Genomic DNA, 20084 nt, shown 5'->3' with positions numbered 1-20084 from the left:
TCGCTTTCGGTGTCTGTGTCGCGTCCGGATCGGGTCCGGTTCGCTCCGGGCGGGTCTCTGGGAGACTGCGGGGGTGGGGAGTCGCGTCGATTGGAGCGACGCGACTCCCCTACCTGGTCACGTTCCGGCGCGAGCGCCGGTGGTCACCAGGGGCCGGTCTCGGAGGAGACCAGGGACCGGTCTCAGGAAGAGGCGGTCGAGAAGCTGCTGCCGCTCGACGCGCAGCTGCCGACGAACGAGCCGGCGCAGGCCAGCGAGCCCGCGGTGGACAGCGACATGTTGGTGGCGTCGTCGAGCTCCTCGACGAAGGCCTCCAGGTCCAGGTCGTCGCCAAGCTGGATGTTCTCCATGAGATTCCCTCCTTCTTCTGTGTCTGTGGTGGGTGATCCTGGGCGGGTGCGCGCGCGGATCAGCTGAAGGTGCTGCCGGTGCTGGCGGTCGAGGCGCAGCTGCCGACCGTGCTGCCGAAGCTGCCCACGCTGCCGAACGAACCGAGGGCCGCCGTCTCCGGCAGGTCCTCGACCAACAGCTCGTCGGTCAGGAAGAGCTGCAGGTCGTCCTCGTTGAGGTGCTGCATCGCTGTCACCTCCTTTCGCGAAAGTCGGTCGATCCGGACAAGACGCCGTACTCGTCAGCTGTTGTACGAGGAGACGGTGGCGGCGGAGCTGAAGGTCCCGGTCACGGAGCCGGCCGAGGAAACGGTCCCGGCGCTGCTCCAGCCCGCGGCGCCGGTCTCCGGAAGGTCCTCGACGGACGCCTCGGCGGCGGCGAACAGGTCGACCTCAAGGTCGTTGTTCTGCATGGATGTCACCTCCTTTCAGGGATCGATGGGGCACCAGGACCCCGGTCACCAGGGGCTGGTGCTGGACGCCGTCGACGCGGAGCCGAGGCAACCGGTCACGGTGCCGGCGGACGAGAGGGTGCCGAGGGTGCCCCAGGCGGCGGCGCTGTCGGCGAGGATCTCGACCGAGGCGTCGTCGGCCGCGAACAGGTCGAGTTCGAGCTCGGTGTTCTGCATATGTGTCACCTCCTCTCCGGAACGATCGGACGTGGCTCCCACTCGCGGCTACCCGAACGAGCTGGCGGAGCCGAAGCTGCTGGCGCAGCCGGTGGCGGTGCCGACGGTGCTGGCCGACGCGATGGTCGAGTACGCGGCGGCGGAGTCCTGGAGCTCCTCCAGGAACAGGCCGAACGCGCCGTCCTCGGCCATGATCAGGTCAAGGTCGTTGAGCTGGTCCATGTGATGTCACCTCCCTTCCTCGGATCGAAGCGGTGCAGGCGTCAGCCGTTGGCCGATCCCCTGCCGTACTCGCCGGACGCGTCGTAGGCGTGGCCAACGGCCAGGGCCAGCAACTGCGTCCGCCGAAACCCGTCGATGCCCAGTAGTCGTTTCAGCGCGGAGGGCAGGAAACCGGCGAAGATGCTCCCGGACAGGCCGCCGTCGACCGCGGTCAGCCAGGCGGCCTCGCAGGCCGCGCCGCTGCGCTCCAGAAGCCGCCGGTGGCCGTGGGAGCCGGCCGAGTCGAGCGCGTCCTCCAGCGAGCCGGTCGCCAGCAGGATGGCCGGCGCCAGCGCGAACTCCGGCTGGAGCACCAGGGCGCTCAGCTCCTCGGTACCGGAGATGTCCGCGAGCGCCTCGAAGCCGTCGGGGCCGTGGCGGTGGATAGCGGGCCGCAGTCCGGTGACGGCGCGCGCCACCACGAGGAACTCCAGCGGTCGCGCCGCCCACTCCAGGGGCCAGAGCGCGGCGTCGGCCGCCTGGCCCGCCTCGATCATCCGCTGGAGCAACTCCGTGTCCACCGGCCGGTCCGCGAAGAAGCGGTTCGCCCGGCGACGCTGCAGAGCCGGCCGCAGCCCGTCCTCCGCGAGGGCGCCGAAACCGCTCACGCCGTGCCACTGCCAGGGCACTTCCAGGTCCAGGGCGGCCCGGTGCTCCGCCTCGGACCGCCGCTCGGTGTCCTGACGGAGTGCCGCCATCAGGTCCATGAGATCGCTCATCGTGCTTCCTCCCCGCTGCGGGACCCGGTCGTGGTGCCGAGCCGCACCACGGCAGTCACGCACTCGAACTCGCGCTCCACGCCCAGGGCGGTCGTCAACGCGCTGTCGTCCCAGGCCGGTTCGTTGGTCATCTGCAGGCCGAAACGCCGGCCGGCCAGCAGCAGGTGGGTCAGCGCGACTCCGGTGTCCAGGTGGATCACCCGGTAGGCGAAGGTCCGGTACTTGCGGGCGACCCGCACCAGCGCTCCGGTGACGACCAGCAGCGCGGGCTCGGTCATGTCCCTGTACTCGGGCGGCAGTTCGGCCACCCGGGCGAGGCGGTGGCTGATCGCCTGGTACGCGTACCCGCCGGGCTCCAGCCCCGGGACGTCGCGGACCAGGAGGTAGGCCGTCGGGGAGCCGAGGTTCCCGCCGGTCGGCGCGAACCGCAGCAGCTTCTGCTTCCGGTCCTGCGGCTGCTGCTTGAGTCCGAAGGCGGCCCCGAGGAGCGTGCCCAGCAGGTCGACGGTGAGCGGCTGCGCACCGACGTCCAGCAGCGCGAGGTCCGCGTCGCCCAGGTCGACCGTCTCGGCGTCCGGGTACTCCTTGGCGTCGTACTGGAGCGCGAGGTTCGAGGGCTCGAAGTGGACCTGGTGGTCCCTCGGGTTCACCAGCCGTCGCGGCGGGAACGCCACCGAGTGCTCGTAGGCGTAGGCGGGCGGCGGGTCCTGCAACTCGACCGAGGGATCACCGCACAGGTCGCAGCCGGGGCGCGGAGCGAGCATGCGGGCCTCGGACCGCCCGCCGCACAGGTCGATGCGGACCCGGCCGTGCAGCGAGGCCGGCTTGCCGACCCGGGCGACGAGTCCGAGCACCTCCAGCGCGGTCAGCGCCGCCGCGGCGGCCGGCGTGTCCGGGGTGGTTGGCTCCCCGGAGATGGGCGGCACCTGGGCGAGGCAGCACTCGGGGCAGGCGCCGTGGTCGTTCGCGCTGTACGGGCCGATGAAGAACCCGTCGCTGTCCGGGCCCGTGAGCAGCACGGGCACCTCGCGGCGGCGCAGAGCGCGGTAGAGCTCGCGGGCGTCGGCCCGGTTGCCGGCGTCGACGTGGAGCACGGCGAGGGCCGGGGACTGCTCGTCGTCGGCCGAGGCGTTCGGGGAGTCCAGGCGGACGGTGCGCATGCCCATCGCGTGCAGCCGCTCGGCCAGCGATTCCCCGAACAAGCCGTCGGCCCAGAGCGCGACCGGCGCGGCGGCCAGGCGGTCCTGCGCCTCGTCGGCGTTGGTGTTCACCCGGGTGCTGTCGAGCAGCCGGGCCAGCAGCACCGACTGAGGGTCCGTTCGGCGCGGAACGCCCTCCTGCAGCAGGCCGCAGGAGTACAGGAGCAGGAGGACGGCACGGACCTGCGGAGCCGGGCGGCCGAGCGCGGCCGACAGATCGTCGAGGGTGCGGGTGCCGTCGAGCAGCGGCAGCAGGTCCGGGAGGATCTGCCGGGCCGAGCGGCCGCTGAGGGTGCGCCGGGTGCCCGTGCCCTCGACGATCAGGCCGTCCTCCGACCAGTGCAGGACCACGCCCGGTACCACCGACGGGTGTGCGGGCAGGCGGAACTGCGGGTCGTTGGCCGTGGCGTACGCCAGCTCCACGGCGGACAACTGAGCGGTGGTCATGGGTTCACCCCCTCCTCGTGATGAGTGCCGGTTCGGTCACGGTCGTGCCGAGGTCCCGCAGGTCGTCGGCGAGCCGGCGCCAGGTGGCATCCGGTTCCGGCCGGTCACAGCGCTCGCAGCCGTGCACGGGCACCACCGACAGCGTGCTCACCTCGGCGGACAGCAGGTCGAAGCTCCGGACCTTGCCGCGCTCGGCCAGGTCGTCGCCGCCGAGCACCGCGTCGGCGCTCAGACCGGCGACGGTCTCGGCCAGGACGGCGTGGGCCTCAAGGAATCCGTCCGGCCCCAGCGCCGGATCGGCGTCGTAGGCCCGCAGCAGTCGGCGGTCCAGTTCACGGAGCTGCTGGTGCTGGTACTGGCGGGCCAGGAAGCACCGGTAGCAGGGCCCGCGCCCACCGAGGACGGTCGGGCCGACGCGCAGCGCGCTCACGCCCATCGTGACCGGCAGCCAGGGCGTACCGGTGGCGAAGGCCAGCCGGTCCACCAGGTCGAACAGGGCCGGGGTCTCCCGCCAGGCGGCGACCACCCGCATCCGGGCCCGGGGCCACCGGGCCGGCTGGAAGAGGTCGGTCTCCGGCGAGACCTCGGCCGGCCGCCGGTCCGCCAGCCGGTCCGCGACCGCGCGGCCGAAGGCACCGACCGCCAGCACGTGCAGATCGAACATTCGTTGCTCCTACCGCTCCAAAGCGCTCTGCCGTCCCTACGCGAAGGGCTGGGGCCAGGGGTTGATGTCCGCCTCCGGGTGCACCGGGTAGCCCATCGCGCGCGGGCCGTCGTAGAGCCGCGGGTGGGCGAGGTACCGCGCACGGTACGAGAAGGACAGCGGCATCAGCTGCGGGATGATCACCCGGACCACCCTGAAGCCCACCTCCCGTGCTTCCGTCGTGGTCATCTCGACCGCGTACACGTCCATGCCGTGGTGCTTCAGCCGTTCCAGGACCAGTCGCAGGTCCTCCCTGGCGTCGGCGGTGGACGGCCGGGGCAGGGCGGAGAAGAGCCGCACCCCGTTCTCCGGCGCGCGCAGGAAGTCGTACGCCGCGGTGCGCTCGGCCGCGCCCATGTACGTCGCGCCGTGGAAGACGCTGTGGAAGTCGTCGACGCTGGCCGGCGGCGGCTCGGCGGTGCCCAGCGCGATCCGGGAGGACGCCGTCTCCCGCAGCATCTTGATCGCCGCGCGGTCCGGGTCGAAGTCGGTCGCGCACATGACCACGTGGCGTACTCGCTCGCTGCGCGGATCCTCGTCGAGGCTGTACAGCGTCGGGATGCCGAGTTCGGAGGTGGCGTCGAAGAACGTCGTCCGGATCCCCTTGCGCTCCACCTCGCGCAGCGAACGCGCCAGCTCGTCCGACATGGTGTCGAACTCGATCCGGGGCAGCGGCAGCCGCTGGAGCCAGGTGAGGGCGATCGCGTCGCGCTCGATGACCTCGCAGATGCCGTTCAGGAGGGCACGGTGCAGGTCCGTGTGCGTCGCGCTGCCCGTGGAGATGGGCAGCGTGAAGCGCTCGGTCGGGGTGAGCGCCGGGATGTGCAGCCACACAGCCACGGCCGGCACCATGACCGGGCGGGCCTCGGTCAGCGACCAAGCCGTGGTCCACCGGATCGGCTCGTCCCGCTCCGGTGCCGTCACCGGGCAGGCGGGGTGGGCCAGTTCGTCCTTGCTCGCCCGCGGGAACAGGCCGAGGTCGACCGCCCGGTCGCCGAGGTCGTCGGCGGTGGCCCACACCAGGTCCTTCGGGAGGACGCAGCTGGAGTAGCGTTCCAGCGCCTCGGCGATGGAGATGGCACGGGCCAGGTGTGGATCGGTGCCGCCGCCCCCGCCGCCGAGCTCGACCCCCGAGGGCCGGCTGCTGGTCGAGCGGATGTTGGGCTGGACGTGTTCCAGCTCCCCCATCGTGGAGTTGTAGACGGTGAGGCCCGACGACTCCTGCGAGATCCGGGCCACCCGCCCGACCAGCCCGCCGCCGGACGACACCAGTGCATCGAGCCGGCGCAGTCCCTCGGGCAGGGACGCGGGGGCCTCGTCCACCCCGCCGAACCGCTCGGCGCGGCTCACGTCCGCCATTTAGTGAACCCTTCGGAAGAAAGCCTGAATTCGCGCACCCGGAAGTCCGGGCACGGATTTTGGCATGGCACGGAATCATTTCCGCAAGTGAGAGCCGAATTTCGGCATATGACGTTGCAAACCGGACGGGAAACGCGCTTCCGCGCGACGTCGTCCGTCAGTCCCAGGCGTGCGTCCTGGGATACGAACCATGCGGGTGGCGAAGGCCGTCGGCGCCGTTCATGACGCCCTGTCCCGGAGCCGGCGCGTCACCGGCCGAAACGGCGTTCACACCGGCTACGGCCGGCGCGGCACCTGAGGTCCCGATGGCCAGAAGCGTCATGCCGGCGACAGCGCCCAGCAGCATGCCCCCGGTCCTCCGGGCAGGATGCATCCTGCCGCGCCGCGCGCAGGAAACTGCGCTCGTCATCATTTCCCCCCGTGTTACTGCGGCGTTTCTCAACGGCTTGAAATATGCCACCTCCGACGGGCACCCGGGGAAGGGTTGGAATGCAGCATGTTGCAGGCGCCCGGTGCACCAAGATGCAGCCCGTCGAGGCTTGCCGACCACGACACGGTCGGTGGTCAGTCGGTCAGCAGAGAAGTCATCAGACTGATCGAACCGGAGACGACCACGAGCGCGGCGAGGGCCTTGAACAGCGTCACGGCTACTCGCCACAGGGCCCGCGGCACGCGCCCCTCCCGCCACCGTGCCGCCTGCCGGGGTGCGGCCATCTCGACTGCCATGGCAACGCCGACGGGGCCGGCGACAACGGCGAACAGCCCGGCGGAGATGCCGAGCACCCGGACGCCGGTGTAGGCGACGCCGACCCGGTAGGAGGTGTCCTCGGACTCGACGTACTGCACGGGCACGCGGGCGCCGACCCGCAAGCTGCCGTCGTACGGGACCGAGTGGGCCACGGCGGCGCGAGAGTCGGGGGTGAAATCGCCGTAGCAGATGGTGTGCGTCTGTTTGCCACTGCCTTCAGTGAGGCAACCGGTGACTGTCAACAGTCCCGGCTGCCCGGCGAGTCGGAGCGGGTACGCGATGGTGAGCACGCAGACGGCGGTCAGGGCTGCTCCGGCCAGCATCACAGCGAGGCCGGCGAACGCGAGGACCGGCGCGAGGCACCACCGCCCGGCCCTGGACCTCGGGTCTCTCAGGTACACCGCTCCCCCATCCCCCACCCGGCATCATGACGGAGGCGGCACGCGCGCGGAAGGCAGTCCGGCCCACGTCACGCCCCCGGCCGTTCCGCGTCCACCTGCGCCTTCCAGGCCCGGCGGCGCGACCGCCGGGCAGCGATCGCACAGGTCAGCAGCACCAGGGCGCCCAGGAATCCGGACAGCACCAGCCCGGCCATTTCAGGGGTGCCGGACCAGGCCCACCTCACGACGTTGATCGCCCAGGCCGTGATCACGCCGCAGGTGAGCCAGACCGTTCGGCGCCTGGTCCCCCGGTGGCCTGGAGGGATACGGGGAAGCAGGTCATCGGACGGCAGGACCGGGCCGGCTCCGGGGGGCCAGCCCGGCGGTGTCCAGAGGGGCTCCGCCCGGCTGTCGCCCCGGCCGCCCGTCCAGCTGACCGGGGAGGGCGCTCCCGGGCGCAGGTCGGGGTTGCGCATCCACTCGGCCCGGTGCCGGGCCGCCGGGTCCGGGTCCAGGACCAGCACGGTCCAGCCCCCGGCCCCGGCCGCCGGTCGGTGCTCCACCGGCCGGTAGCCGTACAGGTATGCGACCCACAACTCGCGGCGGAGCCCCGGGCCGGTGCTGGTCGTCGACACGACCACCCTCGGCCTGCCATCGAGGCGGTCGGCCAACCAGGTGACGTCCATGCCCACGATCGAACCAGCCGTGCAGGGCCCGGAATGTTCTTTTGACGGTACTCTGACGGGCTCATCTCAGAGCGTGGTCGGCCGACTGTCCGTCAGCTGCCGGTGCAGGCCCCAAAGGTCGAGCTGCGCCCACTGTCCCGTGACCTTGCCGTCCCTGACGTGAACGATACGGATGGCGTCGAAGGAGACCCTTCGGCCGGTGGCGGGCACTCCCATGAACTCCCCCACGTGGGTGGCCTCGACGCGGAAGCGGATGGTGACGGCATCCCGCCCCTCGACCACCTCCTCCTCGAACATCTCCAGACCCTCCCACGGCTCGACCATGTTCCGCTCGTAGTGCGTGAGCGCGACCTGGAAGTCGCTGAGCCATCCGGTCAGTCCGAGGCACTTCTCGGTCCACCGCTCGGCGTCGATCAGACGGGTGGCCCCCTCGATGTCGCCCGCCAGCAGGCAGTCGTTCCAGGCCCGGTAGACCTCCAGCGGCGTCGCGGTCACCGGCGGCTCCGGGCGGAACGAGGCCGTCTGCCGCCAGATCCGGCCATCTTTCATCACCATGGTTCCGACCGTGTCCTTCCGTTCACCGGCGACCTCCATGACCGCGCGATAGCAGACCGTGTCGCCGTGCTCGGCGTACTCCACCATTTCCACCAGCTTCGGCCGGAGAGCGAGGTAGGCGGAGAACGCCTCGTGAATTCCGTCCCCACCGGTGAAGCTCCGGTCAGACCGGACGAGCACGGCGTCTGCGGCGTAATTCGCGACGACCGATTCGAGATCGCCGACCGCCACGGCCGCGAGCTGCTTCTCGAAAACCGCCCGCACGTCCGTTGTCGTGATTTCCGTCATTCGAGATCCTTTCGGGTCGGTGCGAGAATTCGCACGGTGAACCAGGTGCCGCCGGGAACCGAGCGGGCAGTGAGCGATCCGCTGCACCACTGGGTGACGATGCTGCAGGGGAGACGCAGGCCGTGGCGCGTCCCCCCTGCCGGCGTCCTTGGTCACCGCGATCCGATCAGCGGCAGGCGTCGCTGCGACAGCAGACGTCCCGATTGCCGGGGCAGTCTGGCCAGGACGGAGATCGCGTGCGCGATCGATACGAGTGTGGCGTGGTGGTGCCAACCGCGGAAACTGCGCCCGGCGAAGTCGCGGATGCCCACTCCGTCGCAGACGTCCTGCAGATCACGGGAGACCCGCCTGGTCAGCTTGGCGATCCGGAAGAGCGCCGACGAGGAGAGGTGGCCGATGTTGGAGAGGAAGAACTCGGTGGGCCGCACGTGGCCCGGGTCGGTCCAGGCGCCGATGAGGAAGAGCGGCGGCATTCCCGCGGCGCGGTCGAGGGCGTCCGGCAACGCGACCCGTAGACCGACCACCCTGGCCACCCGGTGCCGACCGTGCCGACTGTCGCGCCACTCGACCGCCGCACCCAGTTCCCGTACGGACGCCAGGAGGCGCTCCGCCGACAGCAGCCTTCCGTCGCCGACAGGCAGCCTCGGGTCGGCGGGGGTCACCTGAAGGGAGGCGTCGACCCGCAGGACGAACGGGATCCGGCGCGGCGCGAACGCCCTGAGAGCCTCGGCGAGGTCGTCTCCGGTCGCGGCCATCACCACCGGACGAGGTGTCAGGCTCCAGTCACGGGTGATGGAGACGACCGATTCGACGGCGCACTGCACCGGTGTCTGGGATCTCACGTGATCGGGTATGGCGGCTCTTCTCCGCTGTTCGCTGCCCCGGACCCAGGTGGCCGGCAGCGCGAGCTGCCAGTCCACCGGGCAGCTCGCCTCCCCGGAGGCCAGCCACACGCCGGCGCTCTGCTGACAGTTCGCCATCCGGCCGAGGCCGGGGACGAACTGGCGCTCGACACCGACGGAGTGCCGGCCCGCCTTGGGCACAGCGAGCGGCTCGACGATCCAGGCGACCGGCTGGAGCTGCCGGTCCACGAAGCGGGCCAGGGACTGGCGCACCGGCTTCCACTCCCACGGGGAGGTGGTGATGAACTGCTGGAGGCTCTGCATCGCGCCGGCGTCGGCGGCCTCGGCGATGCCCTTCATGGTCTTGCGCCCCTTCGCGGACAGCAGCCCCCGGACGTACAGCTCGCCCCATCGTCGCTGGTCACTGCGCGGCACCGAGGCGAGCAACTGCCCGCACATCCGGTCCACCTGATCCTGAGAAAGGTCCTGCGGACCGAAGTCATCGAATCCGGCGTCCACACCCATCCCTCCTCGAAAGCAATGCGCGAATACCACGACCCGGCGGAAATATTCACCATTCCGGGCATGGCAGAGCGGGGGAAATCGTCGATCCAGCGGATTTCCCGAAAAGCCATCTGCACTGCTGAGCTCGACCGCCCATTAGAGCAGAGAACCGACTCCGACAGAACGGATCGACGCCGGTTTAGCGAGTTCCATATGCGGTGCGCAGACCACGTCCGGCAAGCCGGGACCTCGGGGAATTGTTGGCACAGCGTACGGACCTATTCCGGTCCGGCCGCCTTCCCGTCACATACGCGAGAGCGCCGCCTCCTCCAGGTCGAGCTCGTGCATCACCCGCCGCAGCACCTCGTCGTGGATCCGGCCCTCCCGGCAGAGCCGGACGAAGACGCTGCGCTCGGTGGCGAGCATCTCCCGCCGCAGCCGCCGGTACGCGGCGGTGGGCGGCTCGGCCCGCGGCGAAGCGCCGTCCGAACCGTCCGCCCGGATCCGCTCCCAGGCGGTGGAGCAGCGGTGCTCGGCGAGGTCCCGCAAGCGGTCGAGCACATGGCCGGGCGCGTCGTCCTGGCCGCTGGTGATCCTCTCCTGGACCCGGGCCCAGGCCGCCCGGGCCGCCACCTCCTGCGCCATGGCTTCGGCGAGGTCGTCGTGGCGCGCCTGGCCCTCGTCCCGCAGGCGCAGTCGGCGTGCCACCGCGGGGAACCCGACGCCCTGGACCAGCAGGGTGCCGAGCACGGCCGAGAAGGCGAGGAAGAGCACCAGGTCCCGGTCCGGCAGGTCGGGCGGCACGGCGAAGGCGGCGGCCAGTGAGACCACGCCGCGGGTGCCGGCCCAGCAGATCGCGGCGGGGTGCTGCCACGGAGGTGCCGGGTCGCGCCCGCGCAGCCTCGCCGACAGGCGGCGGGGCAGGTAGGTGGCGGGGAAGACCCAGAGGGTCCTGGCCAGCAGCATGGCGGCGAACACCACGGCCGCGTAGCGGCCCAGCGCTGCCGGGTCGGTGGTGTGCAGGGCCTGGAGCACCGGACGCAGTTGCAGGCCGATCAGTGCGAAGGACACCGCCTCCAGCACGCAGGTGGTCAGCCGCCAGGTGGCCTTCTCCTGCAGCCTGGCCTCGTGCGAGGCCCCGGCGAAGTGGTGCCCGAGGTACAGCCCGGCGGCGAGCACGGCCAGCACTCCGGAGGCGTGGAAGGACTCGGCGGTCGCGTAGGCGCCGAAGGGTACGAGCAGCATCACGGCGTTCTCCGTGACGGCGTCGGCCAGCCAGCCGCGCAGCCGGCGGACCGGGAGCGCGAGTGCCAGGCCGACGGCGACCCCTGCCAGCGAGGTGTAGGCGAAGTCGGCCGCACCGTCGAGGAAGGTGGTGGTGCCGCCCAGGGCCACCGCGAGGGTGAGCCGGAAGACGGTCATGCCGGTGGCGTCGTTGACGATGCTCTCGGCCACCAGGATGGTGACGATTCGTCGTGGCAGTCCGAGCCGCCGGGCGATCGAGACGGCGGCGACCGCGTCGGTGGGGGCGAGGATCGCGCCCAGGACGAAGGCGTCCGCCCACGGCATCCCGGGGACGGCCGAGTGTGCCGCGGCGCCGACGACCGCGGTGGTGAACAGGACGAGCCCTACGGAAAGCAGGCCGATCGGGCGGGCGTTGGCCCGCAGGTTCAGGTACGAGCTCTCCACCGCGTCGGAGTACACCAGCGGGGGCACGAAGACGATCAGCGCGAGGTCCGGGTCGAGGTGGTAGTCGGGTACGCCGGGGACGAAGGAGACCAGCAGCCCGGCGACGACCGCCGCGATCGGCGGGGAGACGCCGGTGCGGTGGGCGGCGGCGGAGACCAGGGTCGCGCCGACGACCAGGAGCAGGATCTCAGCCACGCCCGGCCTCCCGGCCCTGCGGGCGCAGCCAGAGCGCGCCGAGCGGTGGCAGCACGACGTCGGCGCAGGCCGGCAGGCCCTGCCGGGGCCGTGCCTCGGCCGTGACGGCACCGAGGTTGCCGACGCCGCTGCCCCCGTAGCACTCGGCGTCGGTGTTGAGCACCTCGCTCCAGCCGCCGGCGCGGGGGAAGGCCAGTGGGAACTGGGCGCGGACCACCGGCGAGAAGTTGTACACGCAGACCTGGGGTTCGCCGTCGGCGTCGTGGCGGATGAAGGAGAGGACGTTCTCGTCCGCGTTGTCGGCGTCGATCCAGCGGAATCCGCCGGGTTCGCCGTCGAGCCGCCAGAGCGCGGGGATGGCGTGCTGGAGCCGGTTGAGGTCGCGGACCAGGTCGCGCACGCCCCGGTGCTCGGGGGTGTCGAGCAGCGTCCACTCCAGCGAGCCGTCGTGCCACCACTCCGCCACCTGGGCGAACTCCTGCCCCATGAAGAGGAGTTGACTGCCGGGGTGGGCCCACATGAAAGCGAGGTAGGCCCGCACCGAGGCGAACCGCTGCCACCGGTCGCCGGGCACTTTGCCAAGCAGTGAGCCCTTGCCGTGGACGACCTCGTCGTGGCTGACGGGCAGCAGGTAGTTCTCCGCGTGGGCGTACATCATCGGGAAGGTCATGCCGGTGTGGTGGTGGCGCCGGTGCACCGGGTCCTGGCGGAGGTAGCCCAGGGTGTCGTGCATCCAGCCCATGTTCCACTTCAGGTCGAAGCCGAGCCCGCCGGCCTCGACCGGCCGGGTGACGCCCTCCCAGGCGGTGGACTCCTCGGCGGCGGTGAGCACGCCGGGGAAGCGGCGGTGGAGGGTGGTGTTGAGTTCTCGGAGGAAGGCGACCGCCTCCAGGTTCTCGCGGCCGCCCTGGGCGTTGGGCGTCCACTGACCGTGGCCGCGCGAGTAGTCGAGGTAGAGCATGGAGGCCACGGCGTCCACCCGAAGGCCGTCCACGTGGAACTCCTCGCACCAGTACAGTGCGTTGGCGATCAGGAAGTTGCGCACCCCGGGGCGGCCGAAGTCGAAGACCAGGGTGCCCCAGTCGGGGTGTTCGCCCCGGTGCGGGTCGGGGTGCTCGTAGAGGGGGGTGCCGTCGAACCGGGCCAGTGCCCAGTCGTCCTCGGGGAAGTGCGCGGGCACCCAGTCGACGATCACGCCGATGCCGGCCCGGTGGAGGGCGTCGACCAGGTGCCGGAAGTCGTCCGGGGTTCCGAGCCGCGCGGTCGGGGCGAAATACGAGGTGACCTGGTACCCCCACGAGCCGCCGAAGGGGTGCTCGGCGACCGGCAGGAACTCGACGTGGGTGAAGCCCAGCTCCTGGACGTAGGGCGGCAGTTCGTCGGCGAGTTGGCGGTACGTCAGTCCGGGTCGCCAGGAGCCCAGGTGGACCTCGTAGACGCTCGTCCGCGCCGGGCGCGCCGACCGGGCCGCTATCCAGGCGGCGTCGGTCCAGCGGTGCCAGGAGGTGTGGATCCGGGACGCCGTCCCCGGCGGGCACTCGGCGGCGAAGGCGAACGGGTCCGCCTTCTGCCGCCAGGTGCCGTCCGCGCCGAGGACCTCGTACTTGTACAGGGCGCCCTCAGCCGCCCCGGGCACGGACAGCTGCCAGACGCCGGAGGACCCGAGCGGCAGCATCACGTGCCCGGCTCCGCGCCAGTCGTTGAAGTCGCCGATCACCCGTACCGCCCGGGCGCCTGGGGCCCAGACGGCGAAGTCGGTGCCGTCGGCGCGGGGGTGGGCTCCCAGCACCTGCCAGAGCCGCTCGTGGCGCCCCTCCCCGATCAGGTGGAGGTCGAGCTCCCCGATTGCCGGCGGAAGCTGGTCGAGTCGCGGGGTCACCGTGAAGTCCTCGTCAGGGGTCGGATAGTGAGGATGTGCGCGACCTGGCCGGCGAGTGGGTCGAGCCGGACGCGGTTCTCGCCGTCCAAGCGGTACTCGGCTCCGCTGAGCTCATCGTGGACGTCGAAGGCTTCGCCCGGTTCCAGCCCGAGTGCGGCGAGGTCCAGGGTGAGGGTGCCCTGTTGGGCGCGGTGCGGGTCCAGGTTGAGCACCACCAGGACGGCGTCGTCGCCGAGCCGTTTGGAGTAGGTGAGGATCTGCCGGTTGTCGCAGGAGTGGAAGCGCAAGGTGCGCAGGTGTCGGAGGGCCGGGTGCCGCTCCCTGATCTGGTTGAGCGCCGTGATCAGCGGGGCGAGCGTGCGCCCCTCGGCGCCGTCCCAGTCGCGCGGCCGGTACTGGTACTTCTCGGACTGGGCGTACTCCTCGCCGCCGGGCACGGCCGCGGCCGCCTCGCACAGCTCGTAGCCGGCGTAGACGCCCCAGGAGGGGCTGGCCGTCGCGGCCAGCACCGCCCGCACCGCGAAGGCGGCGCGTCCGCCGTGCTGGAGGTAGCGCGGGAGGATGTCGGGGGTGTTGACGAAGAGGTTGGGCCGCAGGTAGTCGGCCGCCTCCGCTCCGTCGAGCCCGGCGAGTTCGCCGAGGTACTCCTCGATCTCCTCACGGGTGTTGCGCCAGGTGAAGTAGGTGTACGACTGGTGGAAGCCGACCCGGGCCAGGGCGTGCAGCATCGCCGGGCGGGTGAACGCCTCGGAGAGGAAGAGCACGTCCGGGTCGGTGTCGTGGACGTCGGCGAGCAGCCGCTCCCAGAAGCCGAGCGGTTTGGTGTGCGGGTTGTCCACCCGGAAGATCCGCACGCCGCGGTCCATCCAGTGGTGGAGCACCCGCAGGCAGGCGTCGTGGATGCCGTCCGGGTCGGCGTCGAAGTCGATCGGGTGGATGTCCTGGTATTTCTTGGGCGGGTTCTCGGCGTGGGCGATGCTGCCGTCGGCCCGGTGGCGGAACCACTCGGGGTGTTCGCGCAGCCAGGGGTGGTCGGGCGAGCACTGCAGGGCGAAGTCGAGCGCGACCTCAAGGCCGAGGCGGCGGGCGGTGCGCACGAAGTGCCGGAAGTCCCGGTCGGTGCCGAGGTCCGGGTGCAGGGCGTCGTGCCCGCCGACGGACGAGCCGATGGCCCATGGGGACCCGGGGTCGTGCGGTCCGGCGGTGAGGCTGTTGTCGGGGCCCTTGCGGTGGGTGGTACCGATGGGGTGGATCGGCGGCAGGTAGACCACGTGGAAGCCCATCGCGGCGACGGCGGGCAGTCGGCGTGCCGCGGTACGGAAGGTGCCGGAGCGGGGCGGCCGCACGCCGGCCGGATCGAGGACGGCGCCCTCCGAGCGGGGGAAGAACTCGTACCAGGAGCCGTACAGTGCCCGCTCGCGCTCCACCCGCAGCGGGAACTCCGGCCCGACGGTGAGGAGTTCGCGCAGCGGTCCGACTTCGACCGCCGCGCTGGCCTCGGGCGAGAGGACGGCGGCCAGCCGCGCCTCAGCCGGACGGGCGGTGTCCCGTACGACGGCAGCAGCCCAGGCGAGCACGGTCTGCGCGGGAGTCCCGACGGCGAGGGGTCCGAGGGCGGCTCGGGCCAGCAGGGCGGCGCCCTCCTCCAGGGTCGGCTCGACGTCGACGCCGGCTGCGGCCTTGACCTCGGCCGCGTGCCGCCAGGTGGCCAGCGGGTCGCTCCAGGCCTCCACCCGGAAGGTCCACTCCCCCAGCTGGTCCAGGACGACCTCGGCGCTCCAGCGGTCGGTGCCGCGTACCTTCTCGGTCATCCGGATCCCGGGGCGTTCGAGGCCGTCCGGGCCGGTGAGCACCACCTGGGCGCCGATCTCCTCGTGGCCCTCGCGGAAGGCGGTGGCGGAGATCTCGAACGGCTCGCCCGGCACCGCCCGCGCGGGCCGGTGTCCCTGGTCGACCGACGGCCGCACCCCGGTGATCGGGATCCGCCCGACCTGGGAGGGCAGTTGGTGCGGGCCGAGCTCCTTCGCGGGCTGGATCGACTCGACGGTCATCGGACTTCGGTCCTTTCCCCCACTGATCGGTAGACGTCGTGGACCTGCCCGGCGATCGCCGTCCAGGAGAAGTGCTCGGCCGCCCGGCGGCGCCCGGCCCGGCCCATCCGGCGGGCCCGGTCCGGATCGGCCAGCAACTCGTTGATCCGCAGCGCGAACCCTTTGGCGAAGAGGTCGGGTTCGACGGGCTCGTCGTCGCCGCCGAGCGGGACCAGCAGGCCGGTCTCCCCGTCCACGACCACCTCGGGGATGCCCCCCACCGCGGTGGCGACGACCGGCGTCCCGCAGGCCATCGCCTCCAGGTTGACGATGCCCAGCGGCTCGTACACCGAGGGACAGGCGAACACGGCGGCGTGCGACAGCAGTTGGCGCACCGCCGAGCGGGTCAGCGGCTCCTCGACGTGCACCACGTCGGTGCCCAGCCCGCGTGCCTCGTGGACGGCCGCAGTGAACTCCGCGGCGATCTCGCGGGTGTCGGGAGCGCTGACGCATAGCACCAGCTGGGTGCCGGGGGCCAGGTGCGGCGCGGCGCGCAGCAGGTGGGTCAGGCCCTTCTGCCGGGTGAGGCGGGCGATGCAGGCGACGGTGGGCCGGTCGGTCCGCACGCCCAGGCGGCGCAGTTCGGCGGTGTCCGGGTCGGGTGCGAACTCACCGGTGTCGACGCCGTTGTGGATCACCACGACCCGGTCGGGGTCGAGTTGCGGATGGCAGCGCAGGACGTCCTCGCGCATCGCGCCGGAGACGGCGATCACCCGGTCGGCGCCGAGGATGGCGGTGCGCTCGCAGAAGGAGGAGAGCGCGTATCCGCCGCCGAGCTGTTCGGCCTTCCAGGGGCGCAGCGGTTCCAGGCTGTGGGTGGTGACCACGTGCGGGACGCCGTACAGCAGTTTGGCGAGGTGGCCGGCGAGGTTGGTGTACCAGGTGTGGCTGTGCACCACGTCGGCTCCGGCTGCCGCCGCGGCCATGGCGAGGTCGGTGCCGAGGGCCTGGAGGGCGCCGTTGGCTCCTACCAGGTCGGCTGGCGCCCGGTGGCCGGTGACGTGCGGCGCGGGACGGGGCCCGTCGAAGCACTGGACCCGCAGGTCCACCAGTTTCCGCAGCTCCCTGGCGAGTTGCTGCACATGGACGCCGGCGCCGCCGTAGACGTGCGGCGGGTACTCGCGGGTGAGGAGGTCGACGCGCATCACGCGGCCCTCCCGTTCAGGGGCGTCTCGCCCAGCCAGTGCAGCAGGTCCTTGAGTCCGGAGAGGCTGGCGCCGGCGGGTATCCGCGCGCCGCTCCCGATGTCGAGCCGCGGGAACACGCTCACTCCGCGCAGATGGGTGCCCGCGCCGATCCTCACCTCGTCGCCGAGGGCGCAGAACTCCTCCAGGATGACCGGGCGCCCGAGCGTGGAGCGGATGTCGACCATGACGCCGAGGAAGGCGTCGGAGATCCGGGCGCCGGGGCCGACGATGCTGTGGTCGCCGCAGGAGACGCCGCGCAGCGAGCTGCCCTCGCCGAGGTCGACGCCGTCGCCGATGTCCGACTCGGCGAGGACGACTCCGGGCCCGATCTCCACGTCCCGGCCGATCCGCACGTTCGGGCCGATCCGCACGGTGCCGTCGGCGACCTTCTCCGCGAGGGTCCGGCCGGTGGTCTCGTCCTTGAGGTACAGGCTGCTCTCGTGGATCCGCGCCCCGGCCGGCGCGCTCACTGGCGGGTCGATCCTGCCGCTGAGCATCGGGTACTCGTCCCGCAGGACCTCGCGCAGGGTGGTGAGGTAGTCGCGGGGGCTACCCAGGTCGCCGAACTTGGCGATGGGGTGGGAGGCGATCCGGTGGCCGCGCGCGGCCAGGTACGGCAGCAGGTCGCCGCCCCAGTCCAGGCTGCGGCGGGCGAGTGCGGCGAGGCCGGGCTCGCGGGCGATCACCCGCAACCGGTCGCAGTCGACCAGGTACATTCCGGCGTTGGTCTCGACCCGCCCCGCGCCGTCGAGCGCACCGGCCGCCCGCAGCGCGGCCAGGTCCGGCTTCTCCAGGAAGCCGGTCACCCCGCCGTCGGGGCCCCGAAGCACCACGCCGTACTTGCCCGCCGCCTCGGCCGCCGGGCGCAGCACGGTGGCGAGGGTGACGACGGAGTCGTGCGCCCGGTGGGCGCGGGTCATGGCCCCGAGGTCGAAGTCGAAGACCGAGTCGGAGGGCAAGACCAGTGCGAAGCCCGTCAGGTCCCAGTACTCCAGGCAGCGCAGGGTGGCCTCTCCGGAGCCGGTGTTGCTGCTGTCGAAGCGGGTCCTGGAGTAGCGGACGGACACGCCGAGCCGCTCCCCGTGCTCCAGGATGGCCTTGGTCTGGGCGCGGTTCTCCCCGCCGTTGGCGGCGACGTAGAAACGGTCGACCCCCTGGGCCTGCAGGATCCCGACCGCCCACTCGATGAGGCTGCGCCCGGCCAGGCTCATGGCGGCCTTGCTGCGCAGGTAGTCGGAGGAGTTCAGGGTCAGCGGCCGGGCCCGCACTCCCCGGCCTCCGACCAGGGCGATCGCGGACAGGGTCTCCATCGTTGCCGTCACCTCCGGGGTACCAAGGAAGGAATGATCTTGCGGAAACGTTCCACCAACGGATGGTCGGGATAGGCGTCGACGAACAGCTGCGCCCCCGCCGCCATGGCCAGCTCCGGTGCGTAGGGCAGGGCTGCCTCCACGGGCGTTCCGTACGCCGCCCCGGCCCGCTGCCCGGCCAATTCCTGCGACACGCCCGGCGGGACCATGTTGACCAGCAGCACCCGCCGCGGGCAGCCCAGTTGGGCGGCGAACTCGACAGTCTCCCCCGCACCGAGAAGGTCGAGCCGGCACGACCTGGTCACCACGGCCAGGGTGTCGGCGCTCGCCACGGCCGTCACCGTCTCGTTGTTGATGCCCGCGTGCGTGTCGAGCAGCAGGACGTCCAGACGCAGTTCCTCGATCAGCCGGTCGAAGCCCTCCCGCAGCAGGCCGACGTCGTATCCCTGCGCGATGATCTCGTGGATCCCGGAGGCCTCCGCCCGGGCGGGGACGAGGTACAACTCGGCACCCCCGGACACGGCGGGCACCGTAAGGGCCGCCTCCTCGACCTCGCACCGGCCGACCAGGTAGTCGGCGAGGGTGCGGTCCGGGGCTCGGGTGCCGCCGAACAGGGCGTACGCGGCGGGTGACTGGATGTCGGTGTCCACCAACGCCACCCGGTGGCCGTCGTCGGCCATCAGCCGGGCCAGGTTGGCCGCGAGGGTGGATCTTCCGGTACCCCCTCGGTGCGAGTGCATCGCGATGATCTGTGCCATCTCTCCTGTCCGATCGTTCTGGGACCCCGTGGGCGCGGTTGCGCCGGCTCAGCCCGGTCCGGCCGTGCGGTGGACGGCCATCATGGTGATGTCGTCGTGCTGCTCGGCGGTGCCGGAGTGCTGCCGCAGCGCCGCCTCCATGCGCTCCAGCAGCGCCTGTCCGGACGACACGGGCGCGTGCAGCAGGTCGAGCACGCGCGCGTCGCCGAAGAACCCGCCGTGCTCGTCGCGCGCCTCGGTCACGCCGTCGGTGTAGACGAACAGGGTGTCGCCCGGCCGGAGCCGGGCGTACCCCAGGTCGAAGGCGCAGTCCGGGATGACGCCGACGGCCGGCCCGGTGGGCTCCAGCGGCGTCGGGTCCCCGCCCTCCCTGGGGACGAGCAGGGGCGGGTTGTGACCGCCGTTGATGTAGACCAGGTTGCCGGTGGTCGGGTCGAGGACGGCGAAGAACATCGTGGCGAAGTAGCCCTGTCCGCTGTGGTTGCGGGTGAGGTAGCCGTTGGTGCCGACCACGGCGTTCATCAGCGGGGTGGCCCCGACCACGGGGATGACGTGCGCGGGGTTAGCGGCCTGATGGGTCGTCATCGGGCTCTGCAGGCCGCTGTGCTCGGCCGTGTGCCGCAGCAGGCTGCGGATCAGTGCCATGAACAGTGCCGCGCCCACGCCCTTGTCGCACACGTCCGCCACCACCAGGGCCAGCCGACGCCGGTTGACCAGTTCGAACACGTCGTAGAAGTCGCCCGCGACGTTGCGGGCCGGCCGGAAGCGGACGTCCAGGTCCCAGCCGTCGGGGGCCGGCAGCTCCTCGGGCAGGAAGCCCTCCTGGATCTGCCGGCCGATCTTCAGTTCCCGTTCGTAGCTCAGGAGTTCTGCCCGGGCTTCGACCTCCTCCATCGACCGGCCCAGTTCGGCCTGCTCGTGACAGCTGCGCAGCCGGGCCCGCACCAGTGACGGGAGGAACGGCGGGACGATGTAGTCGTGCCCCAGCATGATGTGCTGCTCGATGTCGTCGAAGCCGTCCTGTGCGTACACCACCGTGATCGGGGTGGGCCCGCTGCCGGCGAGGCGCCGGCCGATCTCCCGCACGGCCCGCGGCGGCATCGCGGCCGGGGTCAGCAGGACGTCCGCCCGGGGTGCCTCCCCTTCCAGGGCGTCCTGCGGCGTGCGCACCTCGACGGCCACGTCCTCGTGGGCAAGGGCGGCCAGCAGTTCGGGGGGCGGGTTCCGCTCCTGGTCGACCAGGAGCGCGGACACGTCGGGCATGGGG

At 71.8% G+C, this 20084-nt stretch carries 21 protein-coding genes; all 21 read right to left on the bottom strand.

What is annotated here, in order from left to right:
- Positions 1-182 precede the first annotated feature (182 nt).
- The 21 genes from ACH4E7_RS37475 to ACH4E7_RS37375 all read right to left on the bottom strand — a co-directional run bounded on the left by ACH4E7_RS37475 (position 183) and on the right by ACH4E7_RS37375 (position 20080).
- Positions 183-350 (bottom strand): hypothetical protein, encoded by a 168-nt coding sequence (locus ACH4E7_RS37475; protein ID WP_396253667.1) that lies wholly within the window; start codon positions 348-350, stop codon positions 183-185.
- A gap of 59 nt (positions 351-409) precedes the next feature.
- The gene (locus ACH4E7_RS37470; RefSeq protein WP_360261953.1) at positions 410-577 is read right to left on the bottom strand and encodes a thiocillin family RiPP; all 168 of its coding nucleotides are present in this window, start codon (positions 575-577) and stop codon (positions 410-412) included.
- 54 nt (positions 578-631) lie between these two features.
- Entirely contained in the window at positions 632-802 is a 171-nt protein-coding gene (locus ACH4E7_RS37465; RefSeq protein ID WP_396253666.1) for a thiocillin family RiPP, read from the bottom strand.
- 45 nt (positions 803-847) lie between these two features.
- Entirely contained in the window at positions 848-1018 is a 171-nt protein-coding gene (locus tag ACH4E7_RS37460) for a thiocillin family RiPP (RefSeq protein ID WP_396253665.1), read from the bottom strand.
- A 48-nt stretch (positions 1019-1066) separates the two neighbouring features.
- Positions 1067-1240, bottom strand: a complete 174-nt coding sequence (locus tag ACH4E7_RS37455; protein ID WP_396253664.1) for a thiocillin family RiPP — start codon at positions 1238-1240, stop codon at positions 1067-1069.
- A 41-nt stretch (positions 1241-1281) separates the two neighbouring features.
- Positions 1282-1998, bottom strand: a complete 717-nt coding sequence (locus tag ACH4E7_RS37450) for a nitroreductase family protein (RefSeq protein WP_396253663.1) — start codon at positions 1996-1998, stop codon at positions 1282-1284.
- Positions 1995-3644 carry a nitroreductase family protein gene (locus tag ACH4E7_RS37445; RefSeq protein WP_396253662.1) on the bottom strand — a complete coding sequence of 550 codons (1650 nt, stop codon included), beginning with the start codon at positions 3642-3644 and terminating at the stop codon, positions 1995-1997. Before ACH4E7_RS37445 ends, ACH4E7_RS37450 begins: the two co-directional genes overlap by 4 nt.
- A 4-nt stretch (positions 3645-3648) precedes the next feature.
- The gene (locus ACH4E7_RS37440; RefSeq protein WP_396253661.1) at positions 3649-4308 is read right to left on the bottom strand and encodes a TOMM precursor leader peptide-binding protein; all 660 of its coding nucleotides are present in this window, start codon (positions 4306-4308) and stop codon (positions 3649-3651) included.
- Positions 4309-4344: 36 nt separating this feature from the next.
- Positions 4345-5706, bottom strand: a complete 1362-nt coding sequence (locus ACH4E7_RS37435; protein WP_396253660.1) for a YcaO-like family protein — start codon at positions 5704-5706, stop codon at positions 4345-4347.
- Positions 5707-5863: 157 nt separating this feature from the next.
- Positions 5864-6052: a hypothetical protein gene (locus ACH4E7_RS37430; protein WP_396253659.1), complete on the bottom strand. Its 189-nt coding sequence runs from the start codon at positions 6050-6052 to the stop codon at positions 5864-5866.
- A gap of 218 nt (positions 6053-6270) precedes the next feature.
- Positions 6271-6744: a hypothetical protein gene (locus ACH4E7_RS37425; RefSeq protein ID WP_396253658.1), complete on the bottom strand. Its 474-nt coding sequence runs from the start codon at positions 6742-6744 to the stop codon at positions 6271-6273.
- A gap of 179 nt (positions 6745-6923) precedes the next feature.
- Entirely contained in the window at positions 6924-7520 is a 597-nt protein-coding gene (locus ACH4E7_RS37420; RefSeq protein ID WP_396253657.1) for a hypothetical protein, read from the bottom strand.
- A 66-nt stretch (positions 7521-7586) separates the two neighbouring features.
- Positions 7587-8453 (bottom strand): ester cyclase, encoded by an 867-nt coding sequence (locus tag ACH4E7_RS37415; protein ID WP_396253656.1) that lies wholly within the window; start codon positions 8451-8453, stop codon positions 7587-7589.
- 62 nt (positions 8454-8515) lie between these two features.
- The gene (locus tag ACH4E7_RS37410; protein ID WP_396253655.1) at positions 8516-9724 is read right to left on the bottom strand and encodes an IS701 family transposase; all 1209 of its coding nucleotides are present in this window, start codon (positions 9722-9724) and stop codon (positions 8516-8518) included.
- A gap of 288 nt (positions 9725-10012) precedes the next feature.
- A complete protein-coding gene (locus ACH4E7_RS37405) occupies positions 10013-11593 on the bottom strand; it encodes a Na+/H+ antiporter (RefSeq protein ID WP_396253654.1) in 1581 nt (526 codons plus the stop codon).
- Positions 11586-13472 carry a 1,4-alpha-glucan branching protein GlgB gene (gene glgB / locus ACH4E7_RS37400; RefSeq protein WP_396253653.1) on the bottom strand — a complete coding sequence of 629 codons (1887 nt, stop codon included), beginning with the start codon at positions 13470-13472 and terminating at the stop codon, positions 11586-11588. Before glgB ends, ACH4E7_RS37405 begins: the two co-directional genes overlap by 8 nt.
- Entirely contained in the window at positions 13469-15523 is a 2055-nt protein-coding gene (locus ACH4E7_RS37395) for an alpha-1,4-glucan--maltose-1-phosphate maltosyltransferase (RefSeq protein ID WP_396253652.1), read from the bottom strand. The genes glgB and ACH4E7_RS37395 overlap by 4 nt, the downstream gene beginning before the upstream one ends.
- Entirely contained in the window at positions 15520-16707 is a 1188-nt protein-coding gene (gene glgA / locus ACH4E7_RS37390; RefSeq protein ID WP_396253651.1) for a glycogen synthase, read from the bottom strand. Before glgA ends, ACH4E7_RS37395 begins: the two co-directional genes overlap by 4 nt.
- The gene (locus tag ACH4E7_RS37385) at positions 16707-18059 is read right to left on the bottom strand and encodes a sugar phosphate nucleotidyltransferase (protein WP_396253650.1); all 1353 of its coding nucleotides are present in this window, start codon (positions 18057-18059) and stop codon (positions 16707-16709) included. Before ACH4E7_RS37385 ends, glgA begins: the two co-directional genes overlap by 1 nt.
- Positions 18060-18067: 8 nt before the next feature.
- A complete protein-coding gene (locus ACH4E7_RS37380) occupies positions 18068-18817 on the bottom strand; it encodes a MinD/ParA family protein (RefSeq protein WP_396253649.1) in 750 nt (249 codons plus the stop codon).
- Positions 18818-18865: 48 nt separating this feature from the next.
- Complete coding sequence (locus tag ACH4E7_RS37375) at positions 18866-20080, bottom strand: PP2C family protein-serine/threonine phosphatase (RefSeq protein ID WP_396253648.1); 1215 nt, start codon at positions 20078-20080, stop codon at positions 18866-18868.
- Positions 20081-20084: the final 4 nt, after the last annotated feature.

The organism is Kitasatospora sp. NPDC018058, assembly GCF_044327205.1.
In the GTDB taxonomy this organism is placed as follows: Bacteria; Actinomycetota; Actinomycetes; order Streptomycetales; family Streptomycetaceae; genus Kitasatospora.
This window is presented reverse-complemented; position numbering and strand designations above follow the sequence as displayed.

Excerpts from the sequence above, each read along its gene's own strand:
- ACH4E7_RS37375 (WP_396253648.1), bottom strand. The coding sequence starts at position 20,080 with ATGCCCGACGTGTCCGCGCTCCTGGTCGACCAGGAGCGGAACCCGCCC.
- ACH4E7_RS37380 (WP_396253649.1), bottom strand. The coding sequence starts at position 18,817 with ATGGCACAGATCATCGCGATGCACTCGCACCGAGGGGGTACCGGAAGA.
- ACH4E7_RS37455 (WP_396253664.1), bottom strand. The coding sequence starts at position 1,240 with ATGGACCAGCTCAACGACCTTGACCTGATCATGGCCGAGGACGGCGCG.
- ACH4E7_RS37445 (WP_396253662.1), bottom strand. The coding sequence starts at position 3,644 with ATGACCACCGCTCAGTTGTCCGCCGTGGAGCTGGCGTACGCCACGGCC.
- ACH4E7_RS37385 (WP_396253650.1), bottom strand. The coding sequence starts at position 18,059 with ATGGAGACCCTGTCCGCGATCGCCCTGGTCGGAGGCCGGGGAGTGCGG.
- ACH4E7_RS37395 (WP_396253652.1), bottom strand. The coding sequence starts at position 15,523 with ATGACCGTCGAGTCGATCCAGCCCGCGAAGGAGCTCGGCCCGCACCAA.
- ACH4E7_RS37465 (WP_396253666.1), bottom strand. The coding sequence starts at position 802 with ATGCAGAACAACGACCTTGAGGTCGACCTGTTCGCCGCCGCCGAGGCG.
- ACH4E7_RS37460 (WP_396253665.1), bottom strand. The coding sequence starts at position 1,018 with ATGCAGAACACCGAGCTCGAACTCGACCTGTTCGCGGCCGACGACGCC.
- ACH4E7_RS37440 (WP_396253661.1), bottom strand. The coding sequence starts at position 4,308 with ATGTTCGATCTGCACGTGCTGGCGGTCGGTGCCTTCGGCCGCGCGGTC.
- ACH4E7_RS37430 (WP_396253659.1), bottom strand. The coding sequence starts at position 6,052 with ATGCTGCTGGGCGCTGTCGCCGGCATGACGCTTCTGGCCATCGGGACC.
- ACH4E7_RS37475 (WP_396253667.1), bottom strand. The coding sequence starts at position 350 with ATGGAGAACATCCAGCTTGGCGACGACCTGGACCTGGAGGCCTTCGTC.
- ACH4E7_RS37420 (WP_396253657.1), bottom strand. The coding sequence starts at position 7,520 with ATGGACGTCACCTGGTTGGCCGACCGCCTCGATGGCAGGCCGAGGGTG.
- ACH4E7_RS37470 (WP_360261953.1), bottom strand. The coding sequence starts at position 577 with ATGCAGCACCTCAACGAGGACGACCTGCAGCTCTTCCTGACCGACGAG.
- glgA (WP_396253651.1), bottom strand. The coding sequence starts at position 16,707 with ATGCGCGTCGACCTCCTCACCCGCGAGTACCCGCCGCACGTCTACGGC.
- ACH4E7_RS37435 (WP_396253660.1), bottom strand. The coding sequence starts at position 5,706 with ATGGCGGACGTGAGCCGCGCCGAGCGGTTCGGCGGGGTGGACGAGGCC.
- ACH4E7_RS37450 (WP_396253663.1), bottom strand. The coding sequence starts at position 1,998 with ATGAGCGATCTCATGGACCTGATGGCGGCACTCCGTCAGGACACCGAG.